This window comes from Arsukibacterium sp. (assembly GCF_033722355.1).
Taxonomy (GTDB): Bacteria; Pseudomonadota; Gammaproteobacteria; order Enterobacterales; family Alteromonadaceae; genus Alishewanella.
In genome coordinates this window covers 1-21547 of the sequence record NZ_JAWVZF010000033.1, presented here as the reverse complement: position 1 = coordinate 21547, position 21547 = coordinate 1, and the positions used below count along the sequence as shown (strand labels likewise).

General features: G+C 52.0%; 16 protein-coding genes. 9 read left to right on the top strand and 7 right to left on the bottom strand.

Features of this window, described 5'->3' with window-relative positions; translation table 11 throughout:
* Positions 1–1214 (bottom strand): biosynthetic arginine decarboxylase (gene speA, locus R3177_RS05415; RefSeq protein ID WP_318970021.1); only part of this gene is annotated, 1214 nt, incomplete at its 3' end.
* Between the two features lie 136 nt (positions 1215–1350).
* On the opposite strand from speA, the gene speE reads away from it, so the two are divergent.
* From speE to R3177_RS05400, 3 genes are all read left to right on the top strand, one after another.
* Positions 1351–2214, top strand: a complete 864-nt coding sequence (gene speE, locus R3177_RS05410; protein ID WP_318970020.1) for a polyamine aminopropyltransferase — start codon at positions 1351–1353, stop codon at positions 2212–2214.
* 124 nt (positions 2215–2338) lie between these two features.
* Entirely contained in the window at positions 2339–2794 is a 456-nt protein-coding gene (locus R3177_RS05405; RefSeq protein ID WP_318970019.1) for a DUF4124 domain-containing protein, read from the top strand.
* A 223-nt stretch (positions 2795–3017) separates the two neighbouring features.
* Positions 3018–5606, top strand: coding sequence for a TonB-dependent receptor (locus R3177_RS05400; protein WP_318970018.1), 2589 nt, complete (start codon positions 3018–3020; stop codon positions 5604–5606).
* Between the two features lie 80 nt (positions 5607–5686).
* Here R3177_RS05400 and R3177_RS05395 read toward each other — a convergent pair whose 3' ends face one another.
* The gene (locus R3177_RS05395) at positions 5687–6319 is read right to left on the bottom strand and encodes an OmpA family protein (protein ID WP_318970017.1); all 633 of its coding nucleotides are present in this window, start codon (positions 6317–6319) and stop codon (positions 5687–5689) included.
* Positions 6320–6547: 228 nt separating this feature from the next.
* Here R3177_RS05395 and R3177_RS05390 point away from each other — a divergent pair, with 228 nt between their 5' ends.
* The 4 genes from R3177_RS05390 to R3177_RS05375 all read left to right on the top strand — a co-directional run bounded on the left by R3177_RS05390 (position 6548) and on the right by R3177_RS05375 (position 11378).
* Positions 6548–7060, top strand: a complete 513-nt coding sequence (locus R3177_RS05390) for a DUF4124 domain-containing protein (protein ID WP_318970016.1) — start codon at positions 6548–6550, stop codon at positions 7058–7060.
* A 77-nt stretch (positions 7061–7137) separates the two neighbouring features.
* Entirely contained in the window at positions 7138–8244 is a 1107-nt protein-coding gene (gene proB / locus R3177_RS05385) for a glutamate 5-kinase (protein ID WP_318970015.1), read from the top strand.
* Between the two features lie 60 nt (positions 8245–8304).
* On the top strand, positions 8305–9372 hold the full coding sequence (locus R3177_RS05380) for a glycerol-3-phosphate dehydrogenase/oxidase (protein ID WP_318970014.1): 1068 nt from the start codon (positions 8305–8307) through the stop codon (positions 9370–9372).
* A 95-nt stretch (positions 9373–9467) separates the two neighbouring features.
* The gene (locus R3177_RS05375; RefSeq protein ID WP_318970013.1) at positions 9468–11378 is read left to right on the top strand and encodes a methyl-accepting chemotaxis protein; all 1911 of its coding nucleotides are present in this window, start codon (positions 9468–9470) and stop codon (positions 11376–11378) included.
* On the opposite strand, the gene R3177_RS05370 is transcribed toward R3177_RS05375, so the two are convergent.
* The 5 genes from R3177_RS05370 to R3177_RS05350 form a co-directional block, all read right to left on the bottom strand.
* Entirely contained in the window at positions 11368–13470 is a 2103-nt protein-coding gene (locus R3177_RS05370) for a DUF6351 family protein (RefSeq protein WP_318970012.1), read from the bottom strand. The genes R3177_RS05375 and R3177_RS05370 overlap by 11 nt on opposite strands.
* A gap of 127 nt (positions 13471–13597) precedes the next feature.
* Positions 13598–14917 carry an amino-acid N-acetyltransferase gene (gene argA, locus R3177_RS05365; RefSeq protein WP_318970011.1) on the bottom strand — a complete coding sequence of 440 codons (1320 nt, stop codon included), beginning with the start codon at positions 14915–14917 and terminating at the stop codon, positions 13598–13600.
* Between the two features lie 247 nt (positions 14918–15164).
* Positions 15165–16313 (bottom strand): glutathionylspermidine synthase family protein, encoded by a 1149-nt coding sequence (locus R3177_RS05360; RefSeq protein WP_318970010.1) that lies wholly within the window; start codon positions 16311–16313, stop codon positions 15165–15167.
* Between the two features lie 5 nt (positions 16314–16318).
* The gene (locus R3177_RS05355; protein ID WP_318970009.1) at positions 16319–16930 is read right to left on the bottom strand and encodes a DUF1190 domain-containing protein; all 612 of its coding nucleotides are present in this window, start codon (positions 16928–16930) and stop codon (positions 16319–16321) included.
* Positions 16931–16940: 10 nt separating this feature from the next.
* Positions 16941–17369, bottom strand: a complete 429-nt coding sequence (locus R3177_RS05350) for a DUF350 domain-containing protein (protein WP_318970008.1) — start codon at positions 17367–17369, stop codon at positions 16941–16943.
* Between the two features lie 197 nt (positions 17370–17566).
* On the opposite strand from R3177_RS05350, the gene R3177_RS05345 reads away from it, so the two are divergent.
* The gene (locus tag R3177_RS05345) at positions 17567–19645 is read left to right on the top strand and encodes a M13 family metallopeptidase (protein WP_318970007.1); all 2079 of its coding nucleotides are present in this window, start codon (positions 17567–17569) and stop codon (positions 19643–19645) included.
* 72 nt (positions 19646–19717) lie between these two features.
* On the top strand, positions 19718–21547 hold a 1830-nt coding region (locus R3177_RS05340), incomplete at its 3' end, for a S9 family peptidase (protein WP_318970006.1).

The window sequence follows — 21547 nt, the reverse complement described above, 5'->3', positions numbered from 1 at the left end:
TGGGCATGCGCATCAGTAAAGTAATGAATGGCATCATGGTAAGCCTCTACTGCTGAACGCGGTGTGACGTTTTGGTAGGCTTCCCATAAACCTAAGATAACAGTCGGTGCATCTTCGCTTGGCTCGGGCAGGTTAACCAGGCCTGGCGCCCGCTCAATATCAATTGCATCCGTTACCAGTACCGCGTGGTGGGCTGTCATAGCCCGGCCCGACTCAGTAATAATATTCGGATGCGGCAGGTCATATTCGTCACAAACTTCTTTTAGACCATTTACCACATTGCGGGCGTATTCCATCATGGTGTAGTTCATCGAACAGGCTGAGCGCGATTTAGAGCCTTCATAATCGACGCCTAAACCACCGCCGACATCCACGGTACTGATCGGCACCCCGAGGGTACGTAGCTCGGCATAATGGCGGGCACACTCGCGAATCGCATTATGAATATCGCGGATATTGGCAATTTGTGAGCCGATATGAAAATGGACCAGCTGCAGTAATTCCAGCTTGCCGGCTGCGCGCAAAATATCGATAGCCTGCAGCACCTGAGTTGCCGTTAACCCAAATTTACCCTTCTCACCGCCGGTGTTCTGCCACTTACCCTTACCGACTGAGTTTAACCGGATGCGGATACCAATGCGCGGCGCTGCACCTAAATTATCGATTTCCCGCAGCAGGGTTTTCAGTTCTGATAGTTTTTCCACCACGACGTAAACGGTATGGCCCATCATCTGGCCAATGGTCGCCAGGCGCAAAAATTCACTGTCTTTATAACCATTGCAAACAATCTGCAGTGGTTTTTCGGTAACGCCTAATATGGCCATCAGTTCAGGCTTACTTCCTGCCTCCAGGCCCACTTTACCGCTTTCGTGGCTGATTAAGCGCTTAACCACAGAAAATTGCTGGTTCACTTTAATCGGGTAAACCGCGGTGTACTGACCCTGATAATCTTTTTCGGCCTTGGCATTTCGAAATGAAGTGATCAGCGTATCAACCCGGTGCTGCAGAATATCAGTAAAGCGCACCAGTACCGGTAGGGTCAGCCCTTCTTCTCTGAAGCGGTTAGTCAGCTCTGGAAAACTGATCCCCGCTTTGCTGTGATCCTGGTCCGGATAGGCAATTAAATCACCATCCTGGTTCACATCAAAATAGCCTTCACTCCACACGGCAACGTTATAAATAGAACGTGCTTTTTCAATACCCCAATCAGCCATTACGATTCCTTAAAAATTTCACTGTCAGATAGTGTAAAGCCTATGCCGGTATGCTGCAGCAAAAAAACGATAAAAATTTGTTTGTTGCCGCCCATACAGGCAAAATATGCGGCTTGTACGTATAAGGGGGATTAAGATGTCAGTATTTGATGACAAAAAGTGGCTGACCGAAGTTTTCGCTGACAGTGGCAGTGTCTTTGGTTTAGCTATTACCAAAAAGCTGGAAGAAGTGCAGTCGCCGTTTCAGAAAATTGCCATGTATGAAACCAGCCATTTCGGTAATCTGATGGTGATTGATGATGTGATCATGCTTAGCAGCCGCGAAAATTTTCTGTATCACGAAATGCTGAGCCATCCGGTATTATTTACCCACCCTGATCCTAAAAATGTTGTCATCATAGGGGGCGGCGATTGCGGTACCCTGCGCGAAGTATTAAAGCACCCCGGTGTAGAGAGCGTAACCCAGATCGATATTGATGAACAGGTTACCCGGATGGCTGAAAAATATTTCCCAGAGCTGTGTGCATCAAACAATGACCCGCGGGCAACTCTGCAGTTTGCCGATGGTATCAAATACATGCGGGAAGCACAGGCCGGGTCTGTTGATGTGATTATTGTTGATTCAACCGACCCGATTGGTCCGGGTGAAGGTTTATTTAACCGGGCGTTTTATGCCAGCTGCCTGCAGGCACTGCGCTCAGGGGGTATTCTGGTACAGCAAAGTGAATCGCCGTTAATTCATATGCCGCTGTTATCAGCAATGCGCCAGGCAATGAGTGATGCCGGTTTTGCTGCTTTGCAGACACTTAACTTCCCACAAATGGTTTATCCGTCAGGTTGGTGGACCTGCACACTGGCCCGAAAAGATGCGGCCTTTAACGGCTTTCGGGAAGCCGATGCCCAGCAAGCACCCTTTACAACGGAATATTATAATGTAGAGATCCATAAGGCGGCTGCTGCGTTACCAAACTTTATGAAAAAAGCGCTGCAAACCAATTAACACCGGCCGGAAGTTACCGCGATTTTTGAACGCCTTCGTCAGGTCAGAAAATAAATAACAGACAAAGCTTGCTTAATTGGCAAGCCTTTTGTACATTTATTGCTCATAAAAAGGGTGAAGTAATATGAGATACTTGTCGTTATTGTTTTTTGGGGCGTTTTCAGCGCAGGCGACGGTGTATAAGTGTGAAACAAATGGCGTGGTTGAATTCAGCCAGTTTCCCTGTGCCAAGGATGCTGAAGCAGTTGATATGCGGCCAGTCGGTACCGCCCTGGCTGGAACGCCGGGTGAATTCCGGCAACAGGTTGATGCAGTAAAACGGAAAAGCCGGTTTGTTGAATTCCAGATTGCCAAGCTTGAGCAGGAAAAAGTTCAGCTACTTGAAGAACTGAAAGCTGAGCAATATAAACTCAGACGCAGCTTTCCGCGGGCAGAAGAAGTCGCGGCAATCGCTCAGAAAATTGAACGCACCGAGCAACGTTATGCTGAACGCATCAGTGCTGAGCGGGCTACTCTAAGAGATTTACAGGCACAAGTCGTCACCCTTGAACGTCAGTACGCCAAAACATCCGCCAATTAACTTAGTATTCTTGCCCCGTCATACCTGACGATTCTGGCCCCCAGAGATTACCAAACAGGCTCCGCATGGCGGGGCCTTTTTTGTTTCTGATTTATGAAATCAGCTTTCGATATTGTTTCTTAAGTTAATTTACACGGGCGTGTGTTAATTACCTGTTTTTTATGCTAAACCATGGTTGCTGTTAAGGCTGTTAATCGCAACGAAAATAACAATAAGGAAGCATATGAAAACGTTATTTAAATATTCACTCTGTGCGCTGGCGGTAAATTCTCTCGTTTACAGTGAAATAACTGCTGCTCAGCAAAATAATACTGAGCAGGCTAATTCGCAACAGATTGAAAGAATTGAAGTTACCGGCTCCCGTATTAAGCGGAATGATTTGGAAGGCGCCGCTCCTATTACGGTCATTGACCGGGATGAAATTGCAAAATCAGGTTTTGCAAATTTGCAGCAGCTGCTGGAAAGAACGCCCGTTGCCGGTACCGGTACTTTTTCTACCCGTGGTAATAATCAGGACTCAACCGCTAATGGTGGTGCAGCAATCAGTCTGCGTGGCTTCGGATCTGATGCGACTTTAGTCCTGATCAATGGCCGCAGGGTCGCTGTCAGCGCTTTTGCAGAGAACATTGCGAACTCTTTTGTCGATATTAACAGTATTCCGGTTGCTGCGATTGAGCGGATTGAAATTCTGAAAGACGGTGCGTCAGCCGTATACGGTTCGGATGCGGTTGCCGGTGTGGTTAACATTATTTTGCGAAAAGACTTTGATGGCGCTGAGCTTAGTGTCAGCCATGGCGGCACGACAGGGCCGTCATATGATGAAACATCAGCCAGTCTGGTCTGGGGTACAGAAACAGATGATGCCAATGCCACCCTTATTCTGGATTACTTTAAGAATACCGTGATCACCGGTGCCGAGATGGGCCGCTTTGGCACGGCTAACCAATCGCCATATGGTGGCAATGATTTTCGATCTTCCCGTGGTTTTCCCGGCAATTTTATTGTTAATGGCGAAACCCGGATAGATCCGGGTTGCCCACCAGAACGCGCATTTGGTCAAACCTGTGTGTTCGATTATGGTCCTTTCGGGATGACGGTGCCGGCTGCTGAGCGAGTGGGCGCTATTTTCCAGGGCAGCCAGCAATTGACCACTGGCATTCAGGGATACGTCGAGCTGGCAGTACAGCATAACCGCTCGCAAGCCTCTGGTGCTCCGACCCCGTTGGATGGTGATGCCGGTTTAACAGTGCCAGCGTCTCATCCGAATAATCCTTTTGGTGAAGATATTGCAATAAACCGGTTCCGGACAGTCGATGCCGGGCCCCGGGTCTGGGATATAGAGTCTGACTCATTACGATTAGTAGTGGGGCTGCGCGGTCAATTGCAAAAGTGGGACTGGGATATTTCAGCTCAGAAAGGCCGCAGTGAGTCAATGCAGACCGGCAGCAAACAGCAAGGCTGGGTACGCACCGACTTTTTGCAGGAACAAATAAATCTGGGTAATTATAACCCGTTTGGCGGCGTGTATAACTCAGCGGAAGTGATTGATGCTATAACCACCTCGCTGGTTCGCCGCGGTGAGTCGCATCTTACCGCTTACGACGCAAGTATAAGCGGTGAGGCTTTTACGCTGGGAGAGCAAATGGTGTCGTTCGCTGCCGGTATGGAGTATCGGGAAGAGGATGCATTTGATCAGCCGGATGACCAATTTCAGCGAGGGTTGATTTTCGGCACAGAGTCAGTGTCTGCTCAGGCCGCACGAGATCAATATGCCGCTTATGTTGAATTTCTGGTGCCTGTCTCTGACTATCTGGAGTTTACTGTTGCGGGGCGTTACGACCACTACAGTGATTTTGGTTCTACCACTAATCCGCAACTGGCGATGAAATGGCGACCGCTGGACAACTTTACCTTACGGGCGTCTTTTGGTCAGGGTTTCCGCGCACCATCGCTCGCTCAGATTGGGCTGGGGCCGTCCCAGGAATCAGTGTTTTTTACCGATACTTTCCGCTGCCCGACCATTGATCCGACTAACCCGGCTTGTGCAGCAACCGACTATACTATCGTCTTTGTTGGCAGTGAGGGGCTAAAGCCTGAAGAATCAGAAACATTTAATATCGGTGCGGTATGGCAGGTGAGTGATGAGTTTGATGTGTCGGTAGATATCTGGAGCATTACTCAGGACAATAAAATTGATAAAAATGATTTCCAGAATGTCTATAACGCCGAATGTAATAATCAGAACAGTACGGTTTGCGTGCGGCTGGATCCGCTGCCGGGCCAAACACTGGGTGAATTATCCAGACTATTTAACAGCTATGTTAACGTCAGCTCGCAGGAAGCGACCGGTCTGGATCTGTCCACCTCTTACCGTTTGGCATTGCAGGATATGGGACAGGTAAGGTTCAACCTCGACTGGTCCTACATTAACAAATTTGAAAAAGACGGTATTGATTACGCGGGAGAATATAACTATCCGCAACACCGCTGGTTAGCGGCAGCTGACTGGAGCCATGGTGACTGGGGTGTGGTAACCAGCCTGAGTTATATTGGTGAATTTGAAGATTATGCTGCGCCAAGTGACGTGGAAAGTACTTCGACACGGTCAATCAGTGCCCAAATGTTGTTAGATGTGCAGCTTCGCTACAGCCTTAACGACAAGACGCAACTGGTGCTGGGTATGAATAACGCCCTGGATGAAGATCCACCGTTTGCTATCGGGGATGGCGATGCCGATTTATATGGATATGCGTCGCGGGTCCATAACCCACGTGGTCAGTTTATCTATGGTAAAGTGAGCTATCGCTTTTAATTGCAGCCATTAATCGATACAGCAAACTAAAACAGCGCCCTTCGGCGCTGTTTTCTTTTTCTGATTCTTATCAGCAATCGTTATTCAACAATAGGCTCAATATGAATTTCCACCCGCCGGTTCTGAGCGCGGTTGGCATCAGAGGTGTTGGGTACAGCCGGATAATTCGGACCATAACCCTGAGTTTCCAGCCGGATTGGCTGGACGTTCTGAGCCACTAAATAATTTTTAACGGCGTCAGCACGGGCCATCGACAGATTCATATTGTACTGATAAGGGCCGGTATCGTCGGTATGGCCGGCAATAACCAGCATGGTTTTTTCGTACTGACGCAGTACTTTGGCAATATCATTAAAAACCGGATACAAATTAGGTTTAATGTCTGAGCGGTTAATATCAAACGTCAGCTGGGCAGGAATATCCAGTTTCAGAGTGTCGCCTTCTCTTATTACCCTGACGCCTGAGCCACTTAGCTCTTCGCGTAATTCCTTTTCCTGTTTGTCCATATAACTGCCCACAGCAGCACCGGCCAACGCCCCGACGGCGGCGCCAATAACCAGCCGTTTGTCTTTGTGGTTACCGGTCGCTTTGCCGGCAATGGCACCGGCCACCGCACCAATGGCAGCGCCTCTGGCGGTATTTGACTGATTAGCACAACCGGTAATTACCAGGCTGGCAGCGAGGGCCGTAACTGCAAAAGACATCAATTTCATAATATGCTCCTTAGAATTATCGGTTTAGCATAGCACTGTTCTCTGAATCGCTACTGAACTTCAATCATTGCTTAACAACGGTATATTTTGTTTACGGCGTCAGCAGCGGATGTTATGTAGAATTAATGTGAATAGAATTCCCTTTAGCCGGTTTTTTGGGTAAGGTAAACAGGTTTTGGGTAGCAGACATGGCTGCCTGCTGTTAAAGGACAATCAGGACATACCAAAATGATAACTATAATTCGTTGTATTTGCTTGATATTACTTTGGGGATTAGCAACACAAGTTAACGCTGGGGTCTTTAAATGCACGGCGCCAGACGGCAGCGTGGTATTTCAGGGTTCACCTTGTGTGACTGGCGAACAGGCACAGATAAATATGTTGTTTGGCGAGCGCGAAGCGAGCGAGCCGATGCCGTTACTGGCGGGCAGCTGGTGTGAACTGGGGACGTCAAAAATGCTGGATGGAACCGTCTATCGCGACGAAACGCTCAGTAAAACCTGGATATTTGCCGAAAATAAGATGACTCAGCACATTCAGCAGGGACAGCGGCAAGATACGTTTAACTACAATATTCGCCAGCAAACAGGTAACTTCGTCATTGATCATCCTGCTTTTGGCAGTGGTCAGGTTAGCTGGCACGTCCGCCGGCATACTGAAAATGAACTAGTTATTGCTGCCTACGGCAATTTTACCCATCTGACAGCGGGTGAGTGCGATGTAACAATGGTGCGCAACTAGAGCCGCACAATTAAATAGTTATAGACATATAGACGCCTGAATCGTAAGCTGCAGCCTTTACATAGCGGGAGTATGTTATGGCTTTTTCGTCCTGGCGTCGTATCGTTATTAAAGTAGGAAGTGCCTTAATCGCGCCGGCTGCACACGGTTGTTCGACCCGCTATCTGTTGACCATTGCCCGTTTTATTGCTGAATGCCGGCTGGCAGGAAAAGAAGTGGTGCTGGTTTCTTCCGGCAGTGTCGCTGCGGGGCGCAACGCCATTGTCGCCAGACAACAACCGTTGCCTATTAATGTCAAACAGGCCATGGCGGCAGTCGGCCAAAGCCGGATGATGGCCTGCTGGAGCCAGTTATTCGATTTTGACTGTGCCCAGATTTTGTTAACCCATGATGACCTGCAACATCGCCGCCGTTACCTGAATATTGATAATACCCTGCGCACCTTGCTGGCCAATCAGATACTACCTATTGTCAACGAAAATGATTCGGTGGCAACGGCCGAACTGAAGCTCGGAGATAACGATAATCTGGCAGCAATGGTGGCAATAGTGGTGGACGCTGATGTATTAATAATCTGCTCGGATATTGATGGTTTATATACTGCCAACCCCCGACTGGCACCTGAAGCCCACCATATCAGCGAAGTGCCTGAAATTACCCCGGCGATATACAATATGGCAGGTGGCAGCCATCATGCGATTGGTACCGGCGGCATGCTGACGAAAATTCAGGCCGCTGACAAAGCCACCAAAGCCGGCATTGATACCCTGATCATCAATGGCCAGGATGCCGGTAGTTTTGAGAAGCTGCTCGGTGGCACCGCAGCCGGCACCCGTTTTGTCCGGCAACAGGACCGACTCAGTGCAAAAAAACACTGGTTATTAAACACTCTGAAACAACATGGAGTGTTACAGGTCGATGCCGGCGCCGGTATTGCATTGCAGCGAAATGGCGCGTCGTTACTGGCCAGTGGCATTATCAGCTTAACTGGCAACTTTGATAAAGGGGATGCCTTACTTATCACCGATCCGCAGCAACGGCCTCTGGCAAAAGGCATCAGTCAGTACAGCTCACAGGAACTGAACCTGATTAAAGGCCTGCACAGTAAAGATATTGCCGCGGTGCTGGGCTGCTGTCCCAGTGAAGAGGTGGTGCACCGTAATGATCTGGTTTTGCTCAATTAGTCTTTTGCGTTAAGCTCAAAGATGCCTTATCCGGGCAAAGCCAAAGCGAAGGAGCCGTTTATGAAGCTGGCAATTGTGGGTGGAGGCATTAATGGTCTGTCCAGTGCCTGGCAACTGGCGCTGGCCGGCCATCAGGTGACCCTGTATGAACGTGACGCCCTGATGGCTGCGACCAGCAGCGCCTCGTCCAAACTGCTGCATGGCGGCCTGCGCTATCTGGAGCAGGGTGAATTCAGGCTGGTGCGGGAAGCATTGCAGGAGCGGCGCTGGTGGCTGAAAAAGGCGCCGCAGCTGACCCGCCGTCTGCCGATACTGTATCCTGTCTATCGCGACTCGCGCCGGGCCCGCTGGCAACTGAAAATTGGTTTGTGGTTATATGACAATTTTGCTGGCCGCAAAGGTATCGGCCGGCATCGCTGGCTGACTGCTGCTCAGACGTTACGCTGTTCGCCACATTTAAATGCCGGGGGGTTAACCGGGGCTTATCTGTTTTTTGATGGCCAGATGGATGACCGGAAACTCGGCTTGTGGATGGCGGAACAGTGTAAAAAAGCGGGCGTTCAGCTGCTGGAACATACCCAGGTGCACAAAGTCAGCCAAGATGCCCGCGTTTTACTGGATACCGGTTGGCAGCAATTTGACCGGGTGGTTAATGTCGCCGGCCCCTGGAGTCAGCAACTGTTAGCGCAGTCAGGTCTGGCCCAGCAGCCACTGGATCTGGTGCGCGGCAGTCATTTGCTGTTACCTCACATCAGCCGCTATGGCCATATGCTGGAGGTGCCGGGCGAAACAAGGATTGTTTTTGTGCTGCCCTACCAGGGCCATACCCTGCTTGGCACCACTGAGGTACGCCAGCAGCTGAACGAGCCGATAGAATGCTCCCCCGCAGAGCGTCGGTATTTACTGGATGTCTATAACCATTATTTTCAGCCGGCAGCTGACAGCAGCCAGATCCTGAATCAGTTTGCCGGTGTCCGGCCGCTGCTGGCCGGCAGTGCTGATGCCAGTAAAGCCAGCCGCGAGTATCAGTTGAGTTGGCAGGGGCGGCTGCTGACAGTATCCGGTGGCAAGTGGACCACGGCCCGCGCGCTCGCCCGTCAAGTCAGCCGGATTGTCGGTAAAGACTGAATTTGTCGCCTTTAGCGGGAAAATTCGCATTGTCATATAAAGTGATATAAGTTCGGTATTATTCACGTCATTAAAGTAGCCATTAAGAGGTCGGCATGGTTTCTTCTTTTAACAAGATGACCGTTAAGCAGCAATTTGTGCTGGTACTGGTTTTACTTATATTACTCAGCTCAATATTAAGCGGCGTACTGGCTTATCGTCAGGCAAAACAGCTGGTTGTAAACCGGATGCTGCAGCATGAAATGCCGGCCGTAGTGCGTCAGATCAGTCAGACGCTGGAAGGTCAAATTAATCAGATGACCACCGCCACCCGGCAACTGGCAGAAAACCCCTATATTTTACAATGGGCTGAGCAAGGATTTCCGGCCGACCGTGAACCCTTGCTGCTACAGCAAATCCGCAATGTCAAAAATCAGCTCGGGCTGGATGCCGCATCATGGGCAGACCGGCAAACCGGCCGTTACTGGAATCAGGATGGCTTTCTGCGGGTGCTGAATCCGCAGGAGGATGGGTGGTTTTTTGCCTTTCGCGACGCGGCTGCAGCAACCAATGTCAGTTTATTTACTGAACCTGGTGGCAAGGTACGCATGTTTGTAAATTATCAGCAGTTAAACGGCCGCGGGCTATCCGGTATCGCAGTATCGCTCCAGCAAATGGTTGATTTTTTAAGTGGGGTAAAGATTGCCGATACCGGTTTGGCTTATCTGGCCGATGGTGAAGGTAATATTGTGATCCATCCTGATAAGAACCTGATAGGCCAGCAGACCATGGCTCAGTTATATGGCGGTGAGGTCACCGGACAACTGGTGTCGGGCCAGTCTTTACGCACTGAGGTGACAGATAACTTATTGCTGGTGAGTGTGCCGGTGCAGGGCACAGTATGGTCAGTGGTGGCACAGGTGCCGCTGGCTGAAGTACTTGCCCCGGTACGGCAATTACGTAATACGTTGTTGTTAACAGGTTTGGTTGCAACTTTGCTGGCAGGCCTGTTAGCCTGGCTGCTGGCCAGCTCGTTAACGCGCCGTCTGCATTCTGTTGCAGAAACTTTAGCCGATATTGGCGAAGGTGAAGGCGATTTACGTCAGCGCCTGCCGGCTGACGGTGCCCTGGAAATCAGACAAATAGGCAGCGGCTTTAATAATTTTGTGGCTAAAATTCATGGTCTAATAACACAGCTGCATCAGCAGAGTGAGCAGCTACAGCAGTCTGCGACCCAGGTAAATGACAGTGCCAGTCAGAATCGTGATCTGGCGCAGGAGCAACGTGACAGGCTGAACAGTATTGCGACAGCCATTGAACAGTTGTCAGCGACCATCAGCGCGGTCGCAGCGAATGCGGCAAAAGCGGCCGATACCGCAGAGCATACTAACACTAATGCCAGTCGCGGCCTGACAGTCATTGGCGATACCAGCAACAGTTTGCAAAAACTGACCCGTGAAGTTGATCATATTGCCACTGTGGTCAGCACGCTGGCCCAGAACAGTGACAAAATTGGCAGCATCTTGAATGTTATCAGGGCTATTTCTGAGCAAACCAATTTACTGGCCTTAAATGCCGCCATTGAAGCTGCCCGCGCCGGAGAGCATGGTCGCGGTTTTGCCGTGGTGGCAGATGAAGTACGACAACTGGCCCAACGCGCCGCCGGCGCCACTGATGAAATTCAGCAAATGATCAATCAGCTGCAAACAGAATCACAGCAAGCCATGAGTGCCGCAGAGCAGGGTAAACAACAAGCCAGCCATAGTGCAGGGGCGATGCAGCAGGCAACTGCTGAACTACAGCATATTGTTGACGGTATCAGAGAGCTGGATCAATTGAACCGCCAGGTGGCGACAGCAACGGATGAACAGGCGGCAGTGGTGCAGCAGCTGGGACAAAGTGTTTACACTGTTGCCCGGTTAGTAGATGACAGTGCCGGCTCTGCCACCAGTCTGGCTGACTTCAGTGTTCAGTTACGCCAGTTGTCAGCCGAATTGAACCGTCTGATAGACCGGTTTATTGTTTGAAAGCTGCCACGGATACCGGCCTGCCAAACGCCAGCTCAGCAGGCAGGGCTTGATCGGGCTGCTGATAGTCACAGACCCCATCGGGGAACAGACTCTGCAGTTTTTGCCGGTAAGGCTCAATATCAACCGGCTGGTAATCACCCCGGTCAATGGCGTCTGCCACGCTGATCAGTGCGCAGCTGAACATTAAGCCATGGTCAGGTGCTCCGGCCTGCAGCCGGCTGTTGCCAAGCGGCGGATAGGCAGTGGCACAATGACCGGTTGGCAGCCAGACGCCCTGACCGCTGGCCAGCACGCTGCCGTCTTCGGCGAAACACTGATCGACTGCCTGCAGCGGCTTGTTATTGTCTGTTAACCACTGATCCATCAGCGTAATTGCCCGGGGCAGCGGGCTGTGGTTGGGATGACTGACCCAGATAAGCTGGTTGTCGCTATGGCCATTGCGATGCAGCAAGCGAAGCCGCGCGGCTAGTGACGGCTCCAGATGATGCATATCAAGCTTGGGGTCAAGGTAGTGGCGCAGGTCAATCACCGGTTTTTCGGTCATGCCGAGGAACAACTGACCATAGCGATAGGCCCGTGCTATAGCCTGCCGGTTTGCCCGGAAGCGTCGGGCAGGCCAGGCCTCTTTGCTGTCAGTAATATTTTGCCGGCCAAATGCACTGCGCCACAACGGCACATCGATAAAGGGCAGATAACTGATCTGTTCAGGTTGCATCTGAAACTGCGGCCGCCAGCTGCCGATAGCACCGTTAACGGCAATGAAGTCCTCAATACTCAGCTGACCGGCTTTAAGCGCGGCCAGGCCGTACTGTACCCCGGTGTTATCCCACAAGCTGTAACCGAAACCCTGGGCATCCCGACCATAAATCTGTGCCATATTGCCCCAGTAGCTCCAGTTAACGTCTGCCAGCAGGGCGTCGGTCGTTAACCGTTTTAACTTACCCTGATGCGGGTTGTGGATCAGTGAGGATAACCCTAACCAGGCGTTGTGACATTGGGTGGCGCCCGCTGGCAATGCCGGCCAATGGCCGGCACTGAGCTGAGCGAGTGCCACCTGCTGGCGGTATTTTAATGACTCGCTGGCAGAGACGCTCAGCCCCTCCAGCAGCTGACGTTGTTTTATATCCTGCCAGCGCTCGCTGTCACTGGCATTAAAATGGTAATAATTGTGCAGTAAATCACAGTCCAGCGCATAGAGGGTCTGGCTTAACATATCGGGGTAGGCATACAGCGCAATTGAGCCATCCAGTAAGTCGCGGCTGTTCTGCAGTAACAGGTACTGGGCAATTCCGCCGCCTGAGCCACCAATTCCCATGGTATAGCGCGGTTGTCCGTACAAGCTGATAAACTGCCGTTTTACCCGGCTGGCAGTATCTTCTGCCAGTAAGAAGTTGTAGCCGTAGCTGGTTTTGTTAATGCTGGCAGTGGCCAGCGCAAAACCTTGCCGCAACTGCGGCAGCCGTTCTTTGATTAACCGCTCAGGCCGCAGATAGCCCTGACGATAGCCGATACCCACCCCGCCATGAAACTGGTAGATAAGTTTTTTATTCCATAACGACGCACTATTGCGATCATCGGTCTCTGCCGGCTTGACCGGCATCAACAGGTAATAAAAAAACCGGTTAATTGTGCCCAGTTCAAGCCGGACCAGCAGACTACCGGGGGTGAGCTGTTGCTGCTGATAGCGGCTAATCCGGCCATCGGCAGCAATAAAAAAGTAGTGCAAACCGGCCGGATGTAAACAGTCTTTGCTGTAGCCGGCCTTTCTGCCATCGATAATAACCTCGATACCATGCCCCAGTTGGTTATCTACCAGAGGCGGCGGTAGTTGCTGCTGGCTGAAGTCACAGTAAAACGGATAGGTCAGGCCACCGCTGTATAACGGCTGCAGCGGGCCGGGCTGACCCAGCGGTATCGGGTAGGGATAAGGGTCAGTGGGGCGGGCGGTGTCGCGGATATGGCTGTCAACCTGTAGCAGGTAACCCGGCTGTGCCGGCGCAATACCCACTACCGGATTGGGCAGACGCCAGCGCTGCCCGGGTGTCTGGCTGCCACGGTAAAGCAGGCCAAGCAATATTATCAGCAGCAAAAGCAGCCCTGCTTTCTGGTAGCGCCTAAAATGGGTCAGCATGGTTCTGTTCGGTTGTTAATGACTCCGCTTAAGCATAGCAAAAAAAAGCGGGCGGCCAGCAAGCTCAGCCTGCCAGCCGCTGCTGCTACAAGGTCATGGCCAGAATTTTTGAGCGGCGCTGGTAGTTATAAAGTTGTTTTTTCTGACTAGGTAAATCATCGACTGTCACCAGCTCAAAGCCCTGCTCTAAAAACCAGTGAATACTGCGGGTGGTCAGCGCAAATACCTTATCGTAGCGGCGCTGGCGGGCTTGCTGGATAATATGTTTTAACAGCAGGCTGCCGCGGTCAGCATCGCGGTAATCAGGGTGAACGGCCAGACAGGCAAATTCGCCGACGTTTTCATCAACAAAAGGGTAAAGCGCGGCACAGCCTATCACCAGGCCGTCGCGCTCAATTAAGGTAAAGTAGTCTATTTCCATTTCCAGCTGCTCGCGCGAGCGGCGCACCAGCAAGCCCTGTTGCTCCAGCGGCCGGATTAAATCCAGAATGCCGCCAATGTCGCTTATCGTCGCCCGGCGCAGTTTTTCGGCAGATTCGGTAACAATCTGAGTACCAATACCGTCGCGGGAGAACAGCTCCTGCAACAGGGCACCGTCTTCATCGTAGCTGACTAAATGACAGCGGGGGACGCCAGCCCGGGTTGCCGTAATGGCCGCATGCAAAAACGCCAGGGTGCCGGGGCAGGCACTGCTTTGCTGTGACAAGTTCTGTAAAATAGTTTCAGCTTCATTGGGCATTAATTCAGCAATAATATCGCCGGTTTCATCGGTGATGCCGCCGACTTCGCTAAAACCAATCATTTTATCGGCTTTAAGCTTTATCGCGACCTGAGTCGCAATATCTTCAGCCGTCAGGTTAAAGCTCTCGCCGGTAACGGATGCCGCTATCGGCCCCATCAGCACTATACCGTTGTTATCGAGCTGGCGGCGGATACCGGCAGCATCAATTCGTCTTACCTTACCGCTGTGGTGATAATCCACGCCTTCGTCGACGCCAAGTGGCTGGGCAATGACAAAGTTGCCGCTGACCACGTTAATCTGTGCGCCCTGCATCGGGGTATTGCTTAAACTCATCGACAGCCGGGCGGTGATATCCAGTTGCAATGCGCCGGCAACCTGCTTGATTAACTTAAATGAGTCATCATCGGTTACCCGCACCCGGTTATGATAGGTTGGCTCCAGCCCGGCCAGAGTAAGCGCCTGATTAATTTGTGGTCTGGCACCATATACCAGCACAATTTTAATGCCGAGGCTGTTAAGCAATGCGATATCATTAATAATGCTGCGAAAGCCGGATTGAGTAATGGCTTCGCCGCCCAGCATCACCACAAAGGTTTTACCGCGGTGGGCATTAACATAAGGGGCAGACTGGCGAAAACCGGAGACAAGTTCAGTAGTGCGCACGGGTAAGAGACTTCCTTCTGCTTAAAAATTAAAGTGTAAGGTATAAAGATGGCAGCATGCTGACAAAATGCCAACTTTGATTGTGGCAAAGTCGGCATTTTAGGGTTTTATTGGTTTTATATCCACAATGGTTGCATATTTATGCCCTCTGCGGCAATGCGACCGACGTCAGTGCACTGATTTAACAGGAAGCACTGGCTGCATCGCCGGACCAGTGCCGTTAAATACTGGCTGAAATGACGTTGGCTCAGTCCAGAATAATATGCGGCAAAAATCGCGAACTGTCTTTGGTGATCAGGCTATTATCCTCCCGGATACAGATACCGGCCGCACTGTCGCCGACGACCCAGCTACCGATCAGGGTATAATTGTCGCCAAATTTCGGCAATGGCGCTATCGCCTGGCGAATATAGCCGCTGTCGGTGTAGGGACCGTCTTCTGATAAGCGCTGGCCGCTGGTGGTAACCAGTTCAATATTGGCCCCTTCGCGCGAGAACAGCGGTTTTTTCACCCAGCCGGGTTCTACCTGCTGGCTGTCGGTAAAAAACGCCGGCAGCAAATTAGGGTGGCCCTGATACTTTTGCCACAAGAGCGGTAAAATGCCTTTATTCGATAACAGCAGCTTCCAGCTGGGTTCCAGCCACTGGGTTTTGCTGCTAAGAATGCTGGTGGCAAATTCGTCCTGCAGCATAAACTCCCACGGGTACAGCTTAAACAAGCCATTAATCGCAAAGCCATCCATGTCCACCAGCTGACCTTCGATATCACCCAGTTGCTCCAGCTGAATGTAACGGCAATTCAGGCCGGCCTGCAGCGCAATGTCCATCAGATAATCGACCGTGCCTTTATCTTCAATGCTTTCGGTGACGCTGCTGAAGTAGAAAGGTTGGGGCAGCGGCAACTGGGCAAACGCCTGCTCCAGTTTATCCTGCAAAGAATTAAACTGGTCCGCCCCTTGCGGCAGTTCGCCGCGCAGCAGCTGATCTTCCAGCCAGACCCACTGGAAAAAACCGGTTTCAAATAGTGAGGTAGGGGTATCGTAGTTAAGCTCCAGCAGTTTCGCCGGGCTCTGACCATCATAGCTGAAGTCCATCCTGCCGTATAAATGGGGCTCGCCGCTGCGCCAGCTTGCCGCAATGTAGTCCCAGAACCGCTCTGGAATAGCCAGTTGCCGCAGTAATTTTTCATCTGCCAGAATGTCGGGCACCAAATCCAGTGCCATCTGATGCAATTCTTCAGTGGGGGCTTCTAAATCCTGTTCAATTTGGGCCAGACTGAACTGATAATAGGCACTCTCATCCCAGTAGGGCTCACCATCAATGGTATGAAATGCAAAACCGACACTACTGGCAAAGTCCTGCCAGCCGGGACGGGGAGAAATATTGTGCCGTTTCACTACAATCAGCCTCCGTAACTACGGTTCGTGTTGCGCTGCGCTGCCTGAGCGCCAAAGCCGCCGCGCCGGGCCAGGGTGGCCGGTTTGGGTTGCACCGCAGAAGGGCGGACCGTGGTGGTGCCGGGCTGGCTGGCGACTGCGGTATTCGTGGCTGTGCGAAAGGTATTGCGATCATCACGTGATTTATACAGGGGCTGGGTAGGGACAGTGTTGCGGCCGCTTGCTGCGGCTGTTTGCTGGCCAGTCTGGCCTGTAGCGGGGGCTAAACCACCACGGTTCAGCATCTGGCCCGCCATAAAGCCCATCATCATCGGCATAAAAAAACTGCCCTGCTGATGCTGCTCAGGCGCGGTTTCACACTGGCCTGCCCCGAAGTCGGCTTCGCACTCCTGTTTATTGGCATAACGCGGCGCCACTTTCGGGTGTAACTGTTCGGCTTCGGCAAACGCCGCCTGGCATTGGGCAGGCGGGTTGTAATATGCCGCACACTCTTCCGGCGTGCTGAATACCTGTGCGGTCACCTGCTTCTCTGCACAGCCATTTAATGCCAGGCCGGTAGCCGGTAACATAAAAATCAGCGCCGCTTTCTGGCTGCGCTTACTTTGGCGTAATGTCATTTGCGACTCCTTAATAACTCATGCAGGCAGCGTTTAATATACCTATGGTAACAGAGCATCCGGCAGCATAAATGCCGGCCGCTAATTCACCCTGGGTAATACGTTGCGGTAGTTGTTTCAGCACAGCGCTGCTTAATAAAAATGTCAGTACCTGAACAACCAGTGCGACTGCGCCCCAGATAGCACAGTCAAGCAGTGACATGGAATGGGTAATAGCGCTGGCCAGCGGCCAGGCAAAGCCTGTCAGGGCGCCCGCAAAAGCGATGGCTGCTGCCGGATTATTTGACCGGATCAGCGCCAACTCATCATGTGGGGTAACCCAGGTGTAAAGCCGGATAAACAGCAGCAGCAACACCACTGCCAGCGCAAAATAAGCTAAAAAAGAGGGGATGCCCGCCACAGAGGTTAATGCGGTGTTTACCATAGTGCTGTTTGTCATGAAACTATCCTGCGATGAAAAGCCTGCACTGATCCTGCTGAAAAAGCGGACGTAATTCAAGTAAAACCGGATAAGTAAGCTAAGTTTGCTTTTTGTCGCAAGCTGAGCGCCGGCTGACCTGCCCTGCTTTACAACCAGGGCAGACCTTTTACACTCGGTTAAAATTAAAAATAACAGCATACATCCAAGGAACCATTATGAATAAAGTATCCGCTCTGGCATTAGGTGTCGCCCTGTCGCTGGGTCTGGCCGCCTGCAGCCAGCCTGAAACCGCTAATCAGGCAGAGCAAGCTGCCACGATGTCGCCGCAACCGGCAACACAAGCGTTATCCTCTGGCATCAACCCCACCAATATGGACACCAGCGTCGCGCCGCAGCAGGATTTCTTCCGTTATGTCAATGGTAACTGGTTAGCCAATACTGAGATCCCGGGTGACAAGGCGCGCTGGGGCAGTTTTGATGAACTCAGAGAAAATGCCGAAAAGCAGGTACTGGCGATTATTCAGCAGCTGGCTGCCGGCCAGCATATCAAAGGCTCAGATGACCAGAAAATAGCAGATTTATACCGCTCTTTTCTGGATGAGGCGCGGATTAATGCGTTGGGCCTGACACCGTTAAACGATGAAATCAGCCGGATTGATGAGATAAAAACGGCTGCGGATTTAACAACCTACTGGGGTGAAAATCAGCGCTACCGTTTTGGCACGCCGCTGGCTGTTTATGTCGGCCAGGATCAGCGCCAGTCTGATCAGTATATTACCGGCGCCAGCCAGGCTGGCCTCGGCATGCCGGATCGTGATTATTACTTAAAAGATGATGAGCGCAGTAAGGTATTGCTGGCCCAGTATGGCCGCTTTATTGAACAGTTATGGCAGCTGGCGGGCTGGGATAATCCCGGCCAGGCGGCAGAAAATATTCTGGCAATCGAAACCAGGCTGGCGGAGGCACAGTGGAGCCGGATCCAGAACCGTGACCGCAATGCCACATACAACAAGCTAAGCAAGGCAGAGTTAGCGGCACTGGCCCCCGGTTTTGACTGGGTTCGTTTTCTGACGGCGGCAGATTTGGGTGAGATTGAACATATCGTGGTGCGCCAGCCAGGTTACGTTAAGGCATTCGCCGGCATTCAGGCTGAAGTGCCGCTGGCACACTGGCAGCAGTACTTAAAATTTCATCTGCTGCGGGCCAATGCCAATAATCTGAGTGAGCCTTTTGTTAACGCCAGTTTTGATTTTTACGGCCGTGTTTTAAGCGGGCTGCAGGAGCAGCGCAGCCGTGAGAAACGTGCGGTCAGCACCGTGGAAAGCAACCTGGGCTTTATGGTTGGCAAAAAATACGTTGAGCAGCATTTTCAGCCGGAAGCCAAAGCGCGGATGGATGAAATGATTGAAAACCTGCGGGTTGCGTTTAAAGAATCTATCGACGAGCTGGAGTGGATGAGCCCGGCAACCAAGGTGGAAGCGCAGGCCAAACTGGCGAAATTTAATACTAAAATCGGTTATCCGGATGTCTGGCGCGATTACGATTGTGTCAACATCAGCGCCGACGATTTAATCGGCAATCTGCGCCGTAGTGCCGACTGTGAATATCAGCGGATGGTCGACCGGCTGGGCCAGCCGGTGAACCGGGATGAATGGGGTATGACGCCACAAACCGTTAATGCCTATTACAGCTCAACAATGAATGAAATCGTGTTCCCGGCCGCCATTTTGCAGCCACCGTTTTTCAATGTAGCAGCAGATGATGCGGTGAATTACGGTGCCATTGGCGGGGTGATTGGTCATGAGTTTACCCATGGTTTTGATGATCAGGGCCGCCGCTCTGACGGTGACGGTAACCTGCGTGACTGGTGGGTACCTGAAGACGAAAGCCAGTTCCGCGCCCGGGCACAGCGGATGATCGATCAGTACAACAACTTTAACCCGATTGATGATCTGCGTCTGCAGGGGGCGTTAGGCCTTGGTGAAAATATCGCCGATTTAGGCGGCTTAACAGTAGCTTACCGCGCTTATCAGAATGCAACGCAGGGGCAGAGTGACACCATTATTGATGGTTTCACCCCGGAACAACGGTTCTTTATGGGCTGGGCACAGGTATGGCGGATCAAATTCCGTGATGAGGCATTGCGGCAGCAGGTTATCACCGGCCCGCATTCGCCGGGGATGTACCGGGTGCTGGGGGTGCTGTCGAATATGCCGGAGTTTTATCAGGCATTTGAGGTTAAGCCAGGTGATGCCATGTACCGGGAAGACGATGTCCGGGTGAAAATCTGGTAAGACAGCGATGTGGCAAAGCGCAGGTAAATTGCGTTTGCCTGAGTATTCTGGGAAATGAACAGGAATAAAATAATGAAAAAATTGGTCGTGCTACCTTTTAGCCTGATGCTGCTGTTACTCTGCAGCCAGCTGCACGCGGCAGCGGTGGATACCGGTTACCGCGAGCCGGCAGCTGACGTCACCGCTATTGTGGATGCTGCCCCTTCTCCCGGTGCCAGCTTAAGCCCGGATGGCAGCGTGCTACTGAGTTTACAGTTTCCGGCATTGCCCAGCCTGACTGACCTGGCTGCACCCGAGCACCGGTTGGCGGGTGTGCGGATTAACCCTGCTAACAATGGTCCCAGTCAGCCCCGTTACATCGCGGGTGTTAAGCTGATTGATATTGCCAGTGGTAAAAGCCGTGAGATTAAAGGCCTGCCAGCGAATCTGAAAGTGATAGCAGCTGAATGGTCACCGGACAGCCGTTATATCGCGCTGGTGCAACTGGCAGAAAATGCCAGCAGCCTGTGGCGGATTGATACCAAAAATGCCACTGCCAAACGCTGGGGTAAGGTGCAGCCGAACGCTGTGCAGGGTGCCCGGTTAGAATGGGCGGCTAACAGCAATGCGGTTTATCTGCTGGCAGTATCTGAAAATCGGCCGGCAACCCCTGTCGCGCCGACCGTGCCGGCCGGACCGGTTGTTACCGAAGCCCGGGGTCGCACGGCACCGGCCCGCACCTATCAGGACTTACTGGAAGATGCTCATGACGAGGCGCTGTTCAGCCATTACTTCAGCAGTCAGCTGGTTAAAATTTCCCTGAAAAATAAGGTAACAACCATTGGTCAACCGGCGCTTCTCCGCAGTTTCAGCCTGTCACCGGATAATCAGCATATTCTGATTAGCCGCGTAGTACCCCCTTTCTCGTATGCAGTCCCGATCTACCGTTTTGCCACCACCACAGAAGTGTGGAACCTGGCTGGTGAGGTCAGCTACACGGTGGCGCAGCAACCGGTAGCCGATAATCTGCCTATCGCCTTTGATGCCGTGGTTACCGGCCCGCGCAGTGTCAGCTGGCGTAACGATGCCCCGGCAACCTTATACTGGGCTACTGCGGCAGATGGCGGCGACCCGGCAAATGAAGCCGAAGTGCGGGATCAGTTGTGGCAACTGGCTGCGCCTTTCACAGCCGAACCGATGAAACTGCTGGATATGGCGTTTCGCTTCCGTGACTTACTGGCGGCCAACGCGGGTACCGCACTGGTATACGAAGGCTGGTGGCAGGATCGGCAGGAAAAAGTCTGGTTAATCAGCCCGGATGGCAGCGCTAAGCCCCGTTTATTATGGCAGCGCTCTACTGAAGACCGCTACGCAGACCCGGGTCGGCCGTTAATGACCACCGCCGACAATGGCCAGCGCTTATTGCGGCTGGAGCAGGGCCATATTTACCTGACGGCAGTGGGGGCATCTGAACAAGGTAACCGACCTTTTATTGATAAATATGACCTGGCAAGCGGTGATACCGAGCGGCTGTGGCGCTCAGAGGCGCCCTATTATGAATACCCGATTACTCTGCTGCCAAGCGGTAAATTGCTGACTCAGCGCGAAGCGCCCACCGAGCCGGCTGACTTTTATTTGCGGGATTTGCAAAGCGGTGAACTGACGGCATTAACCGATACCCCACACCCGATGCCGCATACGCTGGGCATAAGCCGCGAACTGATTAATTACCAGCGCGCAGACGGCGTGCCAATGTCAGCTAACCTGATTTTACCGGCGGGTTACGATGCCAAACGGGACGGTCCGCTACCGACCGTGATCTGGGCGTATCCGCGTGAATTCCGTAATGCGGCGGCGGCCGGTCAGGTATCTGATTCACCTTACCGCTTTAACCGGGTAAGTTACTGGACCCCGCAGTTTCTG

Bases quoted from the DNA above. Each gene is read 5' to 3' on its own strand.
- speE (WP_318970020.1), top strand. From the start codon at position 1,351: ATGTCAGTATTTGATGACAAAAAGTGGCTGACCGAAGTTTTCGCTGAC.
- R3177_RS05405 (WP_318970019.1), top strand. From the start codon at position 2,339: ATGAGATACTTGTCGTTATTGTTTTTTGGGGCGTTTTCAGCGCAGGCG.
- R3177_RS05400 (WP_318970018.1), top strand. From the start codon at position 3,018: ATGAAAACGTTATTTAAATATTCACTCTGTGCGCTGGCGGTAAATTCT.
- R3177_RS05395 (WP_318970017.1), bottom strand. From the start codon at position 6,319: ATGAAATTGATGTCTTTTGCAGTTACGGCCCTCGCTGCCAGCCTGGTA.
- R3177_RS05390 (WP_318970016.1), top strand. From the start codon at position 6,548: ATGATAACTATAATTCGTTGTATTTGCTTGATATTACTTTGGGGATTA.
- proB (WP_318970015.1), top strand. From the start codon at position 7,138: ATGGCTTTTTCGTCCTGGCGTCGTATCGTTATTAAAGTAGGAAGTGCC.
- R3177_RS05380 (WP_318970014.1), top strand. From the start codon at position 8,305: ATGAAGCTGGCAATTGTGGGTGGAGGCATTAATGGTCTGTCCAGTGCC.
- R3177_RS05375 (WP_318970013.1), top strand. From the start codon at position 9,468: ATGGTTTCTTCTTTTAACAAGATGACCGTTAAGCAGCAATTTGTGCTG.
- R3177_RS05355 (WP_318970009.1), bottom strand. From the start codon at position 16,930: ATGACATTACGCCAAAGTAAGCGCAGCCAGAAAGCGGCGCTGATTTTT.
- R3177_RS05350 (WP_318970008.1), bottom strand. From the start codon at position 17,369: ATGACAAACAGCACTATGGTAAACACCGCATTAACCTCTGTGGCGGGC.
- R3177_RS05345 (WP_318970007.1), top strand. From the start codon at position 17,567: ATGAATAAAGTATCCGCTCTGGCATTAGGTGTCGCCCTGTCGCTGGGT.